This window comes from Martinezella rhizogenes, from assembly GCF_000799715.1.
Lineage (GTDB): Bacteria > Pseudomonadota > Alphaproteobacteria > Rhizobiales > Rhizobiaceae > Rhizobium > Rhizobium rhizogenes_C.
In genome coordinates this window covers 143924-158613 of record NZ_JUHG01000019.1, presented here as the reverse complement: position 1 = coordinate 158613, position 14690 = coordinate 143924, and the positions used below count along the sequence as shown (strand labels likewise).

The 14690-nt window shown below is 59.5% G+C and carries 13 protein-coding genes and 1 pseudogene; 10 read left to right on the top strand and 4 right to left on the bottom strand.

Annotated features, from left to right (window positions below):
- From EX00_RS28550 to EX00_RS28515, 8 genes are read left to right on the top strand one after another with little or no spacing between them, the layout of a single operon-like run.
- The gene (locus EX00_RS28550; RefSeq protein ID WP_047465464.1) at window positions 1–663 is read left to right on the top strand and encodes an amino acid ABC transporter permease; all 663 of its coding nucleotides are present in this window, start codon (window positions 1–3) and stop codon (window positions 661–663) included.
- Between the two features lie 9 nt (window positions 664–672).
- A complete protein-coding gene (locus tag EX00_RS28545) occupies window positions 673–1338 on the top strand; it encodes an amino acid ABC transporter permease (protein WP_047465461.1) in 666 nt (221 codons plus the stop codon).
- A 25-nt stretch (window positions 1339–1363) separates the two neighbouring features.
- On the top strand, window positions 1364–2242 hold the full coding sequence (gene dapA, locus EX00_RS28540) for a 4-hydroxy-tetrahydrodipicolinate synthase (protein WP_047465457.1): 879 nt from the start codon (window positions 1364–1366) through the stop codon (window positions 2240–2242).
- A 56-nt stretch (window positions 2243–2298) separates the two neighbouring features.
- Window positions 2299–3537 (top strand): NAD(P)/FAD-dependent oxidoreductase, encoded by a 1239-nt coding sequence (locus EX00_RS28535; RefSeq protein ID WP_047465454.1) that lies wholly within the window; start codon window positions 2299–2301, stop codon window positions 3535–3537.
- Window positions 3538–3572: 35 nt separating this feature from the next.
- On the top strand, window positions 3573–5048 hold the full coding sequence (locus EX00_RS28530; RefSeq protein WP_047465453.1) for an aldehyde dehydrogenase family protein: 1476 nt from the start codon (window positions 3573–3575) through the stop codon (window positions 5046–5048).
- Window positions 5049–5059: 11 nt separating this feature from the next.
- A complete protein-coding gene (locus EX00_RS28525) occupies window positions 5060–6094 on the top strand; it encodes a proline racemase family protein (RefSeq protein ID WP_047465451.1) in 1035 nt (344 codons plus the stop codon).
- An 8-nt stretch (window positions 6095–6102) separates the two neighbouring features.
- A complete protein-coding gene (locus tag EX00_RS28520; RefSeq protein WP_047465449.1) occupies window positions 6103–6861 on the top strand; it encodes an SDR family NAD(P)-dependent oxidoreductase in 759 nt (252 codons plus the stop codon).
- Window positions 6862–6874: 13 nt separating this feature from the next.
- Window positions 6875–7630, top strand: coding sequence for an SDR family NAD(P)-dependent oxidoreductase (locus EX00_RS28515; protein ID WP_047465447.1), 756 nt, complete (start codon window positions 6875–6877; stop codon window positions 7628–7630).
- Window positions 7631–8211: 581 nt separating this feature from the next.
- Here the strand turns inward: EX00_RS28515 and EX00_RS28510 are convergent.
- A complete protein-coding gene (locus tag EX00_RS28510) occupies window positions 8212–8493 on the bottom strand; it encodes a hypothetical protein (RefSeq protein WP_404944049.1) in 282 nt (93 codons plus the stop codon).
- A 68-nt stretch (window positions 8494–8561) separates the two neighbouring features.
- Between EX00_RS28510 and EX00_RS28505 the strand changes: the two are divergent.
- Window positions 8562–8708 (top strand): annotated as a pseudogene (locus tag EX00_RS28505) (IS6 family transposase); the annotation flags it as partial.
- Window positions 8709–8837: 129 nt separating this feature from the next.
- The gene (locus EX00_RS28500; RefSeq protein ID WP_047465443.1) at window positions 8838–9986 is read left to right on the top strand and encodes an acyltransferase family protein; all 1149 of its coding nucleotides are present in this window, start codon (window positions 8838–8840) and stop codon (window positions 9984–9986) included.
- Window positions 9987–10107: 121 nt separating this feature from the next.
- Here EX00_RS28500 and EX00_RS28495 read toward each other — a convergent pair whose 3' ends face one another.
- The 3 genes from EX00_RS28495 to EX00_RS28485 all read right to left on the bottom strand — a co-directional run bounded on the left by EX00_RS28495 (window position 10108) and on the right by EX00_RS28485 (window position 14254).
- Window positions 10108–11385, bottom strand: coding sequence for a glycoside hydrolase family 5 protein (locus EX00_RS28495; protein ID WP_047465716.1), 1278 nt, complete (start codon window positions 11383–11385; stop codon window positions 10108–10110).
- A gap of 320 nt (window positions 11386–11705) precedes the next feature.
- Window positions 11706–12710: a polysaccharide pyruvyl transferase family protein gene (locus EX00_RS28490; protein ID WP_047465440.1), complete on the bottom strand. Its 1005-nt coding sequence runs from the start codon at window positions 12708–12710 to the stop codon at window positions 11706–11708.
- Window positions 12711–12769: 59 nt separating this feature from the next.
- Window positions 12770–14254 carry a lipopolysaccharide biosynthesis protein gene (locus EX00_RS28485; protein WP_047465437.1) on the bottom strand — a complete coding sequence of 495 codons (1485 nt, stop codon included), beginning with the start codon at window positions 14252–14254 and terminating at the stop codon, window positions 12770–12772.
- Window positions 14255–14690: the final 436 nt, after the last annotated feature.

The window sequence follows — 14690 nt, the reverse complement described above, 5'->3', positions numbered from 1 at the left end:
ATGAACTACACGTTCGACTTCAACTCCATCTCCTTTGCGCCGCTTTTGCGGGGACTGGTGGTCTCGCTCGAGCTAACGGTCGCGGCGAACGTCATCGGCATCATCGCGGGCTTCGGCCTGGCCCTGCTGCTGATGAGCCCGTACCGGCTCCTGCGCATACCATTCATGCTCTTCGTCGAGTTCTTCCGGTGTACGCCCGCGATCGTCCAGATCGTCTGGATTTTCTACTGCGTGCCGATGCTGTTCGACGTCTTTCTCGATCCGATAACGATGGGGGTGATGGCGCTCGGCCTGAACCTCACGGCCTTCAACGCAGAGGCTTACCGTGCATCGATCCAGGCGGTTCCCAGAGAGCAGCTCGACGCCGGGATCGCGCTAGGGCTCAATCCTTGGCAACGCGTTCTCTATATCGTGTTTCCGACCGCCTTCCGGGCCTCCGTCCCGGTGCTTCTGACGAACGGCATCGTCATCTTCCAGCAGAGCGCGCTCGTCGCCATCGTTGCGATCGCCGACCTCATGTACGAGGCGAAATCGCTCGCCACGGAGACATATCGTCCGATCGAAACCTTCACCGTCGTGGCTCTCATCTACTTCGCCGTTTCGTTCCCCGTAACCCAGATCGTCGGCCTGCTCGAACGCCGCCGCCAACAGCTTGCAAGCTAGGAGGTCCAGATGTCGCTTGATTTCTCCGTCCTCGCAAGGTTCGAACATGCGCTTCTTCTCGGGCTCATGACGACGTTGCAGCTCACAGCTGTCTGCATCGTACTGGGATGCACGCTGGGCTTCCTCGTGGGCCTGGCACGCACATCGCGCAGCACCGTTCTTCGCCTGATCTCGGGGACCTACGTCGAGTTCTTTCGCGGCACGCCCGTGCTTATCCAGCTTTTCTGGATCTTCTTCTGCCTTCCTCTGATCCTGGGCGTCGAACTCTCGAACTTCGCTTCCGGCGTCATCACCTTGACGCTCTACATGGGAGCGATCACCAGCGAGACGTTTCGCGCCAGCCTGAAGTCGATCGGGCCGGAGCAGAGGGATGCATGCGTGGCCCTCGGTCTGCCCCCGAGAGTTCAGGTGACCAGCGTCATTCTTCCTCAAGCCGTTCTGCGCGCGATCCCGACACTTCTGTCGAATTGCGTCAGCCTTTTCAAGGAGAGCGCGCTGGTCTCGGCGGTCGGCATGGCCGACCTCATGTTCGTCGGTCAGAACATTTCCAACAATACGGCCCGGCCGGTCGAAGTGCTGACCGTGGTTGCCCTCATCTACTTCGTCATCGCTTTCCCGCTGACCCGAGCAGTCACGCTTGTCGAGGGACGCATTCTCAAGAAGCTCGCAATCTAGCAGTCCGCTACAGGAGAAAAATTCCATGAAACTTTCCGGCGTCATGCCCGCTCTCATCACTCCATTCGACGCGAATGGGAAGGTCGATTTCAAGGCCTACGAAAAGCACCTGACGGCGCTCCGCGCCGCTGGCGTCACGGGCTGGGTTCCGATGGGCTCGACTGGCGAATACTCCGCGCTCTCAAACGACGAGCGTCTCGAGGTGCTCAAGTTTGTCAAGGACTTCGCGAACGAAGGCGAAATCCTAATCGCTGGGACCAACGCACCCGCCACCCGCGAAGTCATTGAGAACACGTTGAAGGCCAGGGAAATCGGCTACGACACGGTCTTGCTGGCGACGCCGTTCTACACGCGCCCGACGCAGGACGAGCTACTCGCGCACTTCCAGACGGTGTTGAAGGAAACGGACATCAACCTCGTGCTCTACAGCTACCCCTACAAGGATGGCGTCGAGATCGGTTTCGACATTCTGGATGCGCTCGCGGACGATTTGCGCGTGCTCGGGATCAAGGAAAGCTCGGGATCGCTCCAGCGCGCGATCGACATCCATGCGCGTTACAATGGCCGCATCGACCTCGTGTCCGGTTCGGACGACATCGCTCTCGACTTCATGTTCTGGGGCGCCGACTCATGGATCTGCGGACCGGCCAACTGCATGGCGAAGGCCTGCGTGGACCTCGACCGTACCTTCCGTTCGGGCGACCTGAAGGCCGCGCGGGAGAAGATGATCGTCCTCTACCGCGCGATGAACATCCTCGAGAGTGGGAAGTTCGTGCAGAAGGTGAAGTACGGCTGCGAGCTGCAGGGGCTTCCGGTCGGGAACACCCGAGCTCCTCTCGGAGAGCTGACAGCTGAAGAGAAAGCCGAATTCAAGGCTGCGATGCAGCCGATCCTGAACTGGTAACAGATGCAGACGGCCGGGGTCGAACTCCGGCCGTCTCCCAAGAACGAGGAGCTGAAGTGTCTCAAACCATCGTCGTCGGCGCCGGGATCATCGGCGCTGCAATCGCCTACCAGCTACAGCGTCGTGGCGAGACAGTCGTGCTCCTGGATCGCAACAAGCCTGGGACCGGCGCGTCCTATGGCAACATGGCGAGCATCGCCGTGACTGAGTTCATGCCCGCGTCCCGTCCCGGGATCTGGGCGCAGATGCCGGGATGGATGCTGGATCCCGAAGGGCCGGTCCGCGTTCGTCCCTCCTACGTGCCGAGGCTCATCCCCTGGTTCCTGCGCTTCATTTCCGCCAGCCGCCCTTCGAAGCTTCGCGAGCTGGAGGCGGCTGGCGCGGTCCTATGTCGTCGCGTCTACGAAGACCTGGATGCGCTACTCGCCGAGACCGGGCTCCAGCACATGATCTCCGCCGAGGGATGCCTCAGCGTCTACACCGACGAGGCCGAGTTCAAGGCCGATCACGAACATATCGAAATTCTCGACCGCTTCGGCTTCCGCTACGAAGTTCTGGGAGGCAACGCCATTCGCGACCTCGAACCCGCCATCACCGCGAAGATCGGCAAGGCCGTGCTCTTCCCGGACAACCGCTCCATCGCCAATCCCTACGAACTCGTCGTCGCGCTTGCGGACCAGTTCAAGAGGCTTGGTGGTTCGGTGCAGACCGGCGAGGTCGTGGGTTTCGAACACGACAGCGGTGGCGTCAGCGCCGTGCGCTTGAAGGACGGACGAAAGCTTCAGGCGGGCAGGGTGGTCCTTGCCGCGGGCGCCTTTACCGGGCGTCTTTCCGCCATGTTGGGCGAGCCGATCCCGCTCGAGACGGAGCGGGGCTATCATACTCAAATCCAGGCGCCCGGCGTCTCCATGCGTCACTCTCTCATCTGGCCCGCGCGCGCCTTCATGGTGACGCCGACCGCAGGCGGCATCCGTGTCGGCGGCACGGTCGAGATGGCGGGGCTCGACGCCGCCCCCGACTACCGTCGCGCGAAGGTGCTGGTGAAGCGTGCAAGGGAAGCGCTTCCTGATCTGCAGGTCGAGCAGAGTTCTGAATGGATGGGCCACCGCCCGGCGACGCCCGACACCGTGCCGGTCATGGGCCGGTCGGCCAAGAGAAGCAACGTCTGGTACGCCACGGGTCACGGGCATCTTGGCCTGACCTACGGGGCAACCACAGCCCGCCTGATGGCCGATCTCCTTACGGGCGCGACGCCGCCCGTAGACATGAAACCCTATCGCGCCGACCGGTTCTGAACCGGGGGCGACCAACGAAGGCAAGGGAAACGACAATGCGAACCGAACTCTACATCGACGGCAAGTGGGTCAAGCCCGTCATGGGCGGCTCTTCCACCGTGACTAACCCGGCGACAGAGGAAGTCATCCAGACGATCGCCTCGGCCACTGCCGAAGACGTCGATATCGCCGTCAAGGCTGCGCGCCGGGCTTTCGACAAGGACGGCTGGCCAAAGCTCACGGGAGTGCAGCGCGCCAAGTATCTCCGTGCGATCGCGGAAGGTATCCGCGCCCGGCAGGCTGAGATCGCCAAGCTCGAAGTCCTCGACAATGGAAAGCCGTTTCCCGAGGCTGACTGGGACATCGCGGACGCGGCCGGCTGCTTCGACTTCTACGCGGGTCTGGCCGAACAGCTCGACAACGATCCTGAAGAGATCGTTCCGCTTCCGGACGACCGCTTCACCTCGAAGGCGGTCAAGGAACCGGTCGGCGTCGCAGGCGCGATCATCCCGTGGAACTTTCCGCTCCTGATGGCCGCCTGGAAGGTGGCGCCCGCACTCGCGGCAGGCTGCACGATTGTCCTGAAACCTTCCGAACTAACCTCGCTGACGGCGCTTGAACTTGCGGCCGTCGCGGACGAGGCCGGGCTTCCTCCGGGCGTCCTGAACGTCCTGACGGGTATCGGTTCTGTCGCCGGGCAGGCCATCATAGATCACAAGGGCGTGGACAAGCTGGCCTTCACCGGATCTGGCCCGGTAGGCTCGAAGATCATGGCGGCCGCCGCACGCGATATCAAGCGCATTAGCCTCGAACTCGGCGGCAAGTCGCCGTTCGTGGTCTTCGAGGACGCGGATATCGACGACGCGGTCGAATGGGTCATGTTCGGTATCTTCTGGAACCAGGGACAGGTCTGCTCCGGTACTTCGCGCGTTCTGGTCCAGGACTCGATCTACAATCGCTTCATGGCCCGTCTGGTCGAGGAGACGAAAAAGATCAAGATCGGCAATGGGCTCGACGAAGGGGTCCTTCTTGGGCCGTTGGTATCCAAAAAGCAGTACGAAAACGTCGTCACCGCGATCGAAGGCGCACGGAAGGCAGGAGCCACCGTCGCCTGCGGCGGCGAACGTCCGGAAGGTTTCGACAAGGGCTACTATCTGCAGCCGACGATCCTGACCGACGTGCCGCTCGATAGCGACGCCTGGATCGAGGAGATCTTCGGCCCCGTAGTCTGCGTCAAGCCGTTCAAGACCGAAGAGGAGGCGATCGAGCTTTCAAACGATTCCCGTTTCGGCCTCGGAGCGGCGGTTATGTCGAAGAACGACGCCCGCGCCGAACGCGTTGCGGCCGCTTTCCGTGCCGGCATCGTCTGGATCAACTGCTCGCAGCCCACATTCACCGAAGCGCCGTGGGGCGGCTATAAGGAATCGGGCATTGGTCGTGAACTCGGACGCTGGGGTCTGGACAACTACCTCGAGACCAAGCAGATCACCAAGTATGTGACCGACAAGCCCTGGGGCTGGTACATCAAGTGAGGCCCGCGAGCATGGATTTTGAGAAGCACCTCGATCTTCTCTTGGTTCATTGCCAGGGGGAGCTTGGCCATGTCCTCGTTGGCGGCGCTCCGGAGGTCCCCGGAGCGACCATGCTGGACAAGATGAACCACATCAACAATGTCGACGACAGTCTCCGTCGGTTCGTCACGTTCGAACCGCGTGCAAACGTCGCCATGTCGGTGAACCTGCTCGTCGCTCCGACGCGGTCGGACGCCGACGCCGGCTTCATTGTACTCCAGGCAGATCGCGCCCATCCCATGTCGGGCAGCAATTGCATCTGCGTCGTGACTGCTCTTCTCGAGAGTGGCCGCGTGCCCATGGTCAAACCGGAGACAACCCTCAGGCTGGACACGCCGGCCGGGCTGATCGTTGCCCGCGCCCGCTGCGAGAATGGTCGTTGCGTCGCTGTCAGCCTCGACAACGTGCCGAGTTTTGCAGAGCTGCTGGACCACGAAATCGACACTCCAGAGTGGGGTCGCATCAAGGCAGATATCGCTTTTGGCGGCGTCTACTATGCCTTGGTGGATGTCGGCCAAGTCGGTCTGAGCATTGCGCCAGACAATGCTCGAACGCTCGCCGAGGCCGGGATCGAACTCAAGCGGCTCCTCGTCGAGCAGGTAAAGGTATCGCATCCGACGCTCCCAGGTGTCGACGAGATCGCCTACGTCATGTTCCGCGACAACGAGCCGGATGGCGCTGTACGAACCTGCACTACGCTCCAGCCGGGACGCATCGACCGCTCTCCGTGTGGCACGGGAAGCTCGGCAAACCTCGCAACTCTTCACGCACGGGGTCTCGTCACGGTGGGCGATGCGCGCACCTCCAGATCGATCATCGGTGGCGAGTTCATTGCCGAAGCGATTGGGGAGACCGAGATTGGCGGGCGAAAGGCCGTCCTTCCGCGTATCACCGGACGAGGTTACGTCTATGGTCGCACCGAACTGCGTGTTGAGAAGGACGACCCCTTCAAAACGGGTTTTGCACTATCGGATACTTGGGGACCGCAGGTCGGCCTCCTGAAATGAGGTGAGGAATGACGAAAGCACTCGAAGGGCAAACTATACTCGTAACCGGTGCCTCGGGAGGCATTGGCGCAGCCATCGTCAAACAGCTTGCCGCTGAAGGCGCCCGGCCAATTATCCATTACGGTCGCGACAAGTCAGGCACCGAGGCGTTGCTCTCCGCAATTGGCGGAGAGGGTTGGATCGTTCAGGGTGATCTGTCATCCGATGAAGGCCCGTTCAAACTCTGGGAGAAATCCTTGGCACTGGCGGGACGGATCCATGCGCTCGTAAACAATGCGGGGATCCGCACCGAGATTTCGATCGACGTATCCGCTGCGGACTGGAAGGCTGCATGGCAGCGGGAGTTTCAGATCAACTTCTTCGCCGCCGCAGATCTCTGCAAGGAAGCCATCGGCCACTTCAAGGCGAACGGCGGTGGGCGGATCGTCAACATGGCAAGCCGGGCAGGTCAACGTGGATACACGGCCGACGCCCTGCCGTACGGCTCCACAAAAGCGGCACTCGTCAATCTGACAAAGTCGATCGCCCGCAGCTTCGGCGCCGATGGTGTGACTGCGGTTGCGATCGCACCCGGATGGGTGCGCACCGACATGGCGGAGGAGTTCATCGCCGCGCACGGAAAAGCAGCGGCCGTATCGGACATTCCGATCGGCGAGATGGCCGAACCGAGCGAAGTCGCCGAACTCGTCGCATTCATTCTACGGCCGGGACAGGCGTCGCTCAACGGTGCGACGCTCGACGTCAACGGCGGAAGCTACATCAGATAAAGGGGAGAACACCATGAAGCGGTTCGAGAACAAAGTTGCGATCGTCACGGGTGCAGGTGGGGGTATCGGGTCGGCGATCGCACGCCGCCTGGCGTCCGAAGGCGCTTTGGTCGTGGTCACCGACGTTAACGAAGAGGCCGCTCGGGAGGTCGTGAAGAGCATCGAAGCGGAGGGCGGTGCGGCAACGGTGATCGCCGCTGATATCTCAAAGAAGGACTCCTGCTTCGCTCTGGTCCAGAAGGCTTTCGCTCTCAACGAGCGGATCGACGTTCTTGTCAACAATGCTGGCATCAATCGTCGTGGAAATCTGCTGTCACTGTCGGATGAGGACTGGGATGTTAGCTTCACCGTAAACCTCGACTCGATGTTCCATCTCTGCAGGGCGACGCTACCGCATATGATCGCTGCCGGCGGCGGCGCAATCGTCAACACAGCCTCGCAGTGGGGTCTCTATCCGGCGCCGAACCACATTGCCTACAGCACGACCAAAGCCGCCGTAGCTGCCTTCACGCAAAATCTCGCGCGTGACTACGCGCCGGACAAGATCCGCGTGAACGCCGTCTGTCCAGGCGAAATCCATACGCCGATGCTCGAAGCCGGCGTCAAACGGTCGGGCCGTACGATTGCCGATCTCGACAAGATGGTTCCGTTCGGTCGCATCGGCAAGCCTGACGAGGTTGCCGCGCTGGTCGCGTTCCTAGCGTCCGATGAGGCGGCGTTCATGTGTGGTTCGCTGGTCGAAATCACCGGAGCGCAGGCAGTGGCGTAGCGATCATTATAGAGCGCTGCTCATCGATGCACGCGGCATGCTTTCGATCGGGACAAACACTGCAACCAGTCTCACGCTTTTGCCGGTGCGAGCTGGCAAAGGTTTAGCTGCGTCGGGGTAGATTGCCGCTCGTATCCGGCATGTCGGATTCGTGCGGACGAAGTGCTAGTTGAATAATATTGTGTTTCCGCACGGTTGTCCTATTAAATTAGAAGCTTAGCCAATTCAAGTTAGCGCCCGACAGTCCGAGTATGTTCAAGACCGCCATGTGTGGGCCTTTGTTGAGCACTTCGTCTAATCCATCAGGATAACGGAATCAGAGGTTCAAATACCTCAAGTGGGAAGGTATTTTGCAACCTCGACCACTTTTACGGGCATTGGGCAGAGTACTATAATGTCTAATTCTTTATGAGTGTCTGGGGGTTCGGGATGGGACAATTTTCGCGCCCATTTCGGATATAGGCGGCAAGCAAGAGCCGTTGTTGTCCAGGCCGATATCGAACGAGTGCGGACCGTCTCGGCATGCCTGTTCCATAATTGTTGTTGCGCAGCACATCTGATAATTGCTTTCGCAATTTCATTCAACCAAAGCTCGGCAATCTTTGCCCATGCTTGGCCAGCGCCAGTGAAGCAGCAATACCGGTGATCGGGCGGAACAGGATCAAGGGGTCGTCCTTGGACGGTGCGAAACCTCGCCGTTGCCAAAATTCAGCGGCCTCCTTATCAACGGCATTGACCATCAATGCCCGCCCGCCGATCAGCGCAGCAGCGTGCACACACCGTTCGAGGGCATGCTTCACGAGGCCTGTGCCAATACTCCGGCTGGCCCATTCGGTATCTGTTGCAAGTTGACCGAGAAGCAGGCAGGGAATCGGATCCGGTGGTTGAGAAGACCGCGCAAAGGCACTGTAACGTCAACCTGGCATCGACGATGTGGAATCTGGCGGAGGCGATTGCCCATGCCGCATGGCTCTATTTCGGGTTTCTGCTCAGCCTGCGCATGGTCGAGGATATGCTGGCAGCGCGAGGTATCGTCGTCTCTCATCAGGCCGTGAGATTATGGGCGGAGAAATTCGGCATTCGAAACATCAAACCCAATGCCGGCAATCGGCTAATCCTTGTTCTTCACGGATGACGACTGCGTGTTGTGCGACGCAGCATATTGAGGTAGCTTGCGACGCTCCGCCTCAGCCAAAAGGGACACCGGATGATCATTGAGAGCAAGCGGATCGAGTGCCTGGATGGACTTCGCGGCCTGGCCGCCCTCTGGGTTCTCGTCGGCCACAGCCTGATATTGACGGGCTGGCATCTTCCGATCTTGTCGTCGCCGGATTTGGGTGTTGACCTGTTCATCATGCTATCCGGCTTTTTGATGGTCTTTCACTACCAGCTGCGCGAAGACGCTAATCCATGGGAAAAGCCATCGACCTGGGCAAATTTCTGGCTGAAGCGGTTCTTTCGCATCGCACCGCTCTACTATGTCCTGCTCTGTGTAGGGCTTCTTCTCGGCCCGATGATTTATGAAAGCCGCATGACCATCGATAATTTTCTGGCGCACGGCCCGCAGTTGCCGGAGCGCTATCTGGATGGCACGGTGAGCAATCTGCTGATGCATGTGAGCTTCGCCTTCGGGCTCTTTCCCGGATATGCGTTCCGCACGCCTCTGCCGGATTGGAGCCTGGGGCTGGAAATGCAGTTTTACGCCGTGTTCCCCTTTGTCATGCTGCTTTTGAGAAAAATCGGATGGCTTCCGGGCGCCATCCTCGTCGCGGCGGGGGCGTTCGTCTTTTCGAAATTGATCGGAGCCGCGCATGTGAATTTCCCCATGCCGTCGTTTTTGCCGCTGAAGATGCACGTATTCCTCTGCGGCATGCTGCTGGCCAGCGGCCTGTTCGCCAGTGGCCGGCAGAGCATCATGAATGCGCTGCTGGCCGTAGCTCTGGTCATGATCCCCATCGGCGGGGATATGACGCCCGTAAAGATCGGCGTCCGTATTCTACTGGTGATCGGCTTCTTCGCTCTCGTGCATCACCAGCTGTTTCCGGGCCTGCTCGGACGCTTCGGCGGCTGGATTTCACGCTTTCTCGGCAACAGTTTTTTTCACTGGCTCGGTGAACTTTCCTTCGGCGTCTACCTCATCCACCTCATTCTGTTGCAGCCCATTGCCGCGTTTGTCATCCGGGAACTGGGCGACGACATATCGGCATCAACCCGCTTCTTCATCGTCTTTTCGACATTGATTCCGCTTGCCTATGCGCTTGCTTATATCGGATTTACGAGGATCGAAGGTCCGGGCCAGAAACTCGGCCGGAAGGTGCTGAACCGTATTGGCAGGCGTTCGCTCAAGGCGGCCTGACCTGCCTCTCGCTCTTCCCGAGGTGCGTTCACACGGAAAGACGACGTCCTCCGCGAAAAGGCGAACACGGGAATAGCGGGACCTATCGCTGCGCAACGGGTAGGGCGGCAGCCAATTGCAATTATTGTGATCCGGACGGTATCTTCTCATGGCGATCCGTGGCCCCCAACAGGGCGTCAACCACGTCTTGATGATAGATATTTCTGTCGAAACGGTTGTCGGCTGCCAGTTGCATGAGACCGGCGAAGGCCACCTTGGCCGGAGGCCTCTTGCCTTCCCCACGAAGATAAGCAGACAGGCGGCGGTAGTCTGCTCCAGCCTTGATTTCGAGGGGATTGCCCGCGCCGATCTTTTTTAACGGCCACCACGACCAGCCGATACCGTTCCTTTCCTGCAGTGCGACGGCGCGCGCGTACCAATCATTGTTGTTCTCGCCGGACTCGCCGTTCCATAGCGGCATGTCGTATTGTTCCCGCAATTTCAGGAATGGCTCGATCGACTCCTGCGTGGTGGGGGTCCAGTATTTGTGGAAGCTCAGCGCCGTGTTGCGATCGGCTATCGGCAATATACCGAGGTAATTATTGCCCCAGCAATTGCCCTCGATGATCAGCATATGATTGGTATCGATCGCCCGTATGGCGCGGATGGTGCGTTCATAGAGATCGCGCAGCGGCTCGTTGCCGGTTTCGCGGCAGCCACCTTTATCGTTCTTGTCCTGAAAACCCCAGTTTGGCTCGTTGAGCAGATCGTAACCCGCAATGGTCGGCTCATCCTTGTAGCGCCGGGCAATCTCGCTCCAAAGTGCGATCATTTTCTCCTGATTGTCGCGACTGTCCCAGAGGGAGGGCTTGTCCGGATCGCGATCGGAAATAGCAATGTCATGACCCTGGCCACCCGGAGTAGCGTGCATGTCGAGGATCAGGAACATGTTGTTGGCTTTCAGCCAGGCGATCAGCGCATCGACACGCCGAAAGCCCTCTTCGTTCCAGACGATCCTGCCCGTGGCGGTGCTGCCGGGCGTGTCCTTCATGAACAGGTTCCAATGCATCGGTAGGCGCACGCTGTTGAAGCCCCACTTGGCCATCGCGTCGATGTCGGCTTTCGTCACGGCGTTGTCGCGCCAGGACTGATAGAACTGCTCGGTCTTTTTCTCACCGATGATCCGGGAAATGCGGCCGCGAATGATATGCTGCGCCTTCAGATTGGATAGGCCCATCATATAACCCTCCTGGACCATCCAACCTCCCAGGCCCAGCCCGCGCAAGATCAGGGGATTACCCTTGCCGTCCACGATTTGCTGATGGTCCGCACGAACAAATCCCTGCGCGCGCGCGGACGGTGCAAGCGAGATCAAGCAGGCGACAAGCAGGCTGATTAGCCAGAGCGGAAAATGCCTCATGAAATCCGGTCCTTCGAAAGTTGACACTATGTCGGCGGGCGATGCCCTGGCAGGATCGGACACGAACAAAGTGTCTTTCTTTAAGCATTGATCGGACCTTGGAGTGAACCCCCGCGGCTGGACCACGCTCAAGGGAAAAACTGATATGCTCCCTGGGCCTTGAACGGAGATGGCTTATGAAATCACGAAGCCATACCGTTTATAGCTGCATTCATGTCGCGCTGGATTATGCTCCGATGTCCGTTCGCCGGAGCAATAAAGGGGCGAATTTCGCCCCTTTACTAGAGTTGCCCAAGAGGCATGTTTCCATCCCCAGCCGGTTATCCGGCATTGCCTCGGCTGGCCTGCTGCCGCGCCCAAGCGATCCCATCGGCAAGCGACTCCGCCTTGTAGGACAGGTCGGTTCCGCCAGAAAATGCCGCCATGAATCGCCGGATCTTGCCATAGCTGTTGTCGAGGACAGCATGTGGTCGTCCGAGCAGCAGCGAGCATATGTGCACATGCAGGCGATCGGTCACGATCGCGCGCCCGCGCGAAATCTGCCGAATACCGCGCTGGAAGCGGTTGTGCGCGGCCGCATCGAGCTTACGTAGCCGCGCCTCCGCGGGCTTGAGCGCCAGGAACGCTCCCGCCGCGCCAAATGCCTTGGAAAGGCGCACGCGCCTGGCGGATTCGGTTGTCCAGTCTTCCATCGGAATGTCGGGAAAGGCCGAGAGATCGGCATTGCCAGCTTTTTCGAGATCCGTCCGCAGCATTCCAAGCACGGGGAATTCGGACGCCGCAGGCGGGAGCGCGCCGATGGAGAAGGCCATGTCCGGGCAGAGGCGCACAATGCAATCGAAGTGCTTGTGCGCGAATTCTTTCGATTCCTCATCGCGGACCAGCAACACGAAGTTCTTGTGGCGTCCGATGATCCGCGCGCTCTCGTCCAGGCGGGCCTGCGAATTATAATGGATCGACTGGGGAAACTGGATGACTTGACGATTGGGGAACCGCTCGAGCACGCGCTCGCGGAAATCCTGATGCGCGGGCCAGATGTCGCCGAAATTGCCGCCGCCATGGATGAAGATCGGTCCCGTCGGCATGACGCGTTCAAGATCATCGGGCGAGAAATCGTTTACCCGCGAAACATAGGCCGGCCGCTTACCGTGCCTATCCTTGAGATAAGCCATTTCCCCCAACCAGATGGCCGAGTCGCCGCAGTTGCGGATATCAGGAAAGTCAAGAATCGCCACGGGCTCGTCTTTGGTGACATAGTCCTTCAGGCAATCGTGAATCATGTCCTGCAATTTTGCGATCAGGACCAGATTTGATTGTGACGTCATTCCCCATTCCCCTTTACTGGTATTGCAAACTACGCGGCAGGAAATTTGCGGCGCATTCTTCAAGCGAGACGAAATTTTGGAAGGATCTTGCCAAGGATATTCCGGACCTCCGTTTCGGGGCCGGCCGGTCGCTGCATCGATATCCAGAGCAACAAGCTTGATCCGCAGTACAGAAAACCACCCAGCGCAATCAGGATCACCAAGTCCAGCGTGAGCATGACCTTGTCAGTTGTGTAGGTCAGATGGCCGGCGGCAAGAGAAACCCCCGCCGCCATAACGGCGACGCTTATGAGCGCGCGCAGGTTCACCGACAGCTGCTTCAACACCGTGACGCCGATGAAGCGCCGCACCAGCATCATGTTGATAAATGTGCTGAACAATCCGGTGAAAACGCGGCCAAGGATGACCCCCGGAAGCCCATAGAAAATCAGGCCGGCGATCATGATCGGAACCCGGATACACAGCATCTGGCTGTCGCGGATGAACAGCACCCGTGTCTCACCCTTTGCCATGCCGAGCGGCTGCACCAGCGAACCCAATGTCTGGAGCGCGAAAACCGCGGCGAGCGACTGGATGATGAAGACGATCGGCACCCATTTCTCACCCAGCGCGAGCCTGACCAGTGGATCGGCGACCACCGCAACCCCGATACCGGCGGGAAGTGCGACCGCGGCGACCAGCGCCTGCACACGCTGATAGGCAGCGGCGAGACGTGACGGATCGTCGCGAATGCTGGAGAAGGCGGGGTAGATCGTCTGGGTAAGCGGCGCGGTCGCTTCGCGCGTGGGCATCATGGCCAGGTTGCTGCCGACGGAATAATAGCCGAGCGCGACCCCGCCGAGCATCTTGCCGACCAGCAGATAATCAAAACGCCAGTTGAGCGTGCTGACGATTTGGCCGGCCGTGAGCCACGCGGAGAAGGAGAAGAATTCCCGCATGTGCCGGAATGTGATCCTGGGCCAGAACGGCAGTACGAGATAGGAGACGATGACGTTCGTAGCCTGGCTCACCAGCGTCCCGATCACCAGCGCCCAATAGCTGTGATAGATGACGGCGATTGCCACGGCAGCGACGAAGCCCGTGAACTTTTGCGAGACGCTGAGGACGAATTCCTGCCAGAAGATCAAATCGCGCTGCAACATAATCCGGCGCGGGTTGGTCAAGCCGCCCATCAGCATGCTCAAGCCCAGCGCAAGCATGACGCCGAACAGCCTTGGCTCATCGAACAGTTTGGAGGCCGGGTAGGCGCAGACCGCAAACAAGAGGCAGAGGAGCAATCCCCGGGCGGCGTTGAGTGTCCAGGCGGCGCTGAAATGCGATTCCTCGGGCTTTTCGTGCCGGATAAGTGCCTCGGCAAGCGAAAATTCGGTGACGGTAGTGACGATCAACAGGATCGTCATCCCCAACGCGACGACACCGAAATCAGAGGGTGCCAGGTACCGCGCCAAGACGAACGTGCTCAGCATCGCCAGCCCGTTCACAATCGCCCGCGACAGGCTCAACCACATGCTTCCCTTGAAGAGCCGCCCGGTGATGCTGGTCATATTGTGCTCAAATCCCACTGCTCGACGCCGTAAGCGCCCCGTTTTATTCGCAAAAATATTCCGTGAAGCCACAACCGTTCATCACGGGCCGGAACAACAACAGCTCAAAATCATGCCATGGTCGGAAACAAATGATGGACCCCAGTAACTAGGGGTCACTTAGTCCGGAGATTCCATTTGTCAATTTTTCTCCGTCTTTTTTAGGCCGTGTCATCGGACTAGGGCTGGTCCGGGGATGCCGGACCCGCGAGGAAGAAGGGAACTCCTGCTAAACCTTGGCCTAAATGCCGGAAACAGAAGAATGCATGGCGAGACGACCGCATCGGAGCCGCAACCCAGCTTTTCAGGGGAAAGTGGTGCTTGCAGCCATCGGGAGTGAACAGACGCCGGTGGAATTATCCCGGCAATTCGACATGCACGTCAATTAGATCAGAAT

What these genes read in the sequence shown, in the direction of transcription:
- EX00_RS28530 (WP_047465453.1), top strand. Translation starts at nt 3,573, where the DNA reads ATGCGAACCGAACTCTACATCGACGGCAAGTGGGTCAAGCCCGTCATG.
- EX00_RS28515 (WP_047465447.1), top strand. Translation starts at nt 6,875, where the DNA reads ATGAAGCGGTTCGAGAACAAAGTTGCGATCGTCACGGGTGCAGGTGGG.
- EX00_RS28520 (WP_047465449.1), top strand. Translation starts at nt 6,103, where the DNA reads ATGACGAAAGCACTCGAAGGGCAAACTATACTCGTAACCGGTGCCTCG.
- EX00_RS28525 (WP_047465451.1), top strand. Translation starts at nt 5,060, where the DNA reads ATGGATTTTGAGAAGCACCTCGATCTTCTCTTGGTTCATTGCCAGGGG.
- EX00_RS28490 (WP_047465440.1), bottom strand. Translation starts at nt 12,710, where the DNA reads ATGACGTCACAATCAAATCTGGTCCTGATCGCAAAATTGCAGGACATG.
- EX00_RS28495 (WP_047465716.1), bottom strand. Translation starts at nt 11,385, where the DNA reads ATGAGGCATTTTCCGCTCTGGCTAATCAGCCTGCTTGTCGCCTGCTTG.
- EX00_RS28550 (WP_047465464.1), top strand. Translation starts at nt 1, where the DNA reads ATGAACTACACGTTCGACTTCAACTCCATCTCCTTTGCGCCGCTTTTG.
- EX00_RS28500 (WP_047465443.1), top strand. Translation starts at nt 8,838, where the DNA reads ATGATCATTGAGAGCAAGCGGATCGAGTGCCTGGATGGACTTCGCGGC.
- EX00_RS28545 (WP_047465461.1), top strand. Translation starts at nt 673, where the DNA reads ATGTCGCTTGATTTCTCCGTCCTCGCAAGGTTCGAACATGCGCTTCTT.
- EX00_RS28485 (WP_047465437.1), bottom strand. Translation starts at nt 14,254, where the DNA reads ATGACCAGCATCACCGGGCGGCTCTTCAAGGGAAGCATGTGGTTGAGC.
- dapA (WP_047465457.1), top strand. Translation starts at nt 1,364, where the DNA reads ATGAAACTTTCCGGCGTCATGCCCGCTCTCATCACTCCATTCGACGCG.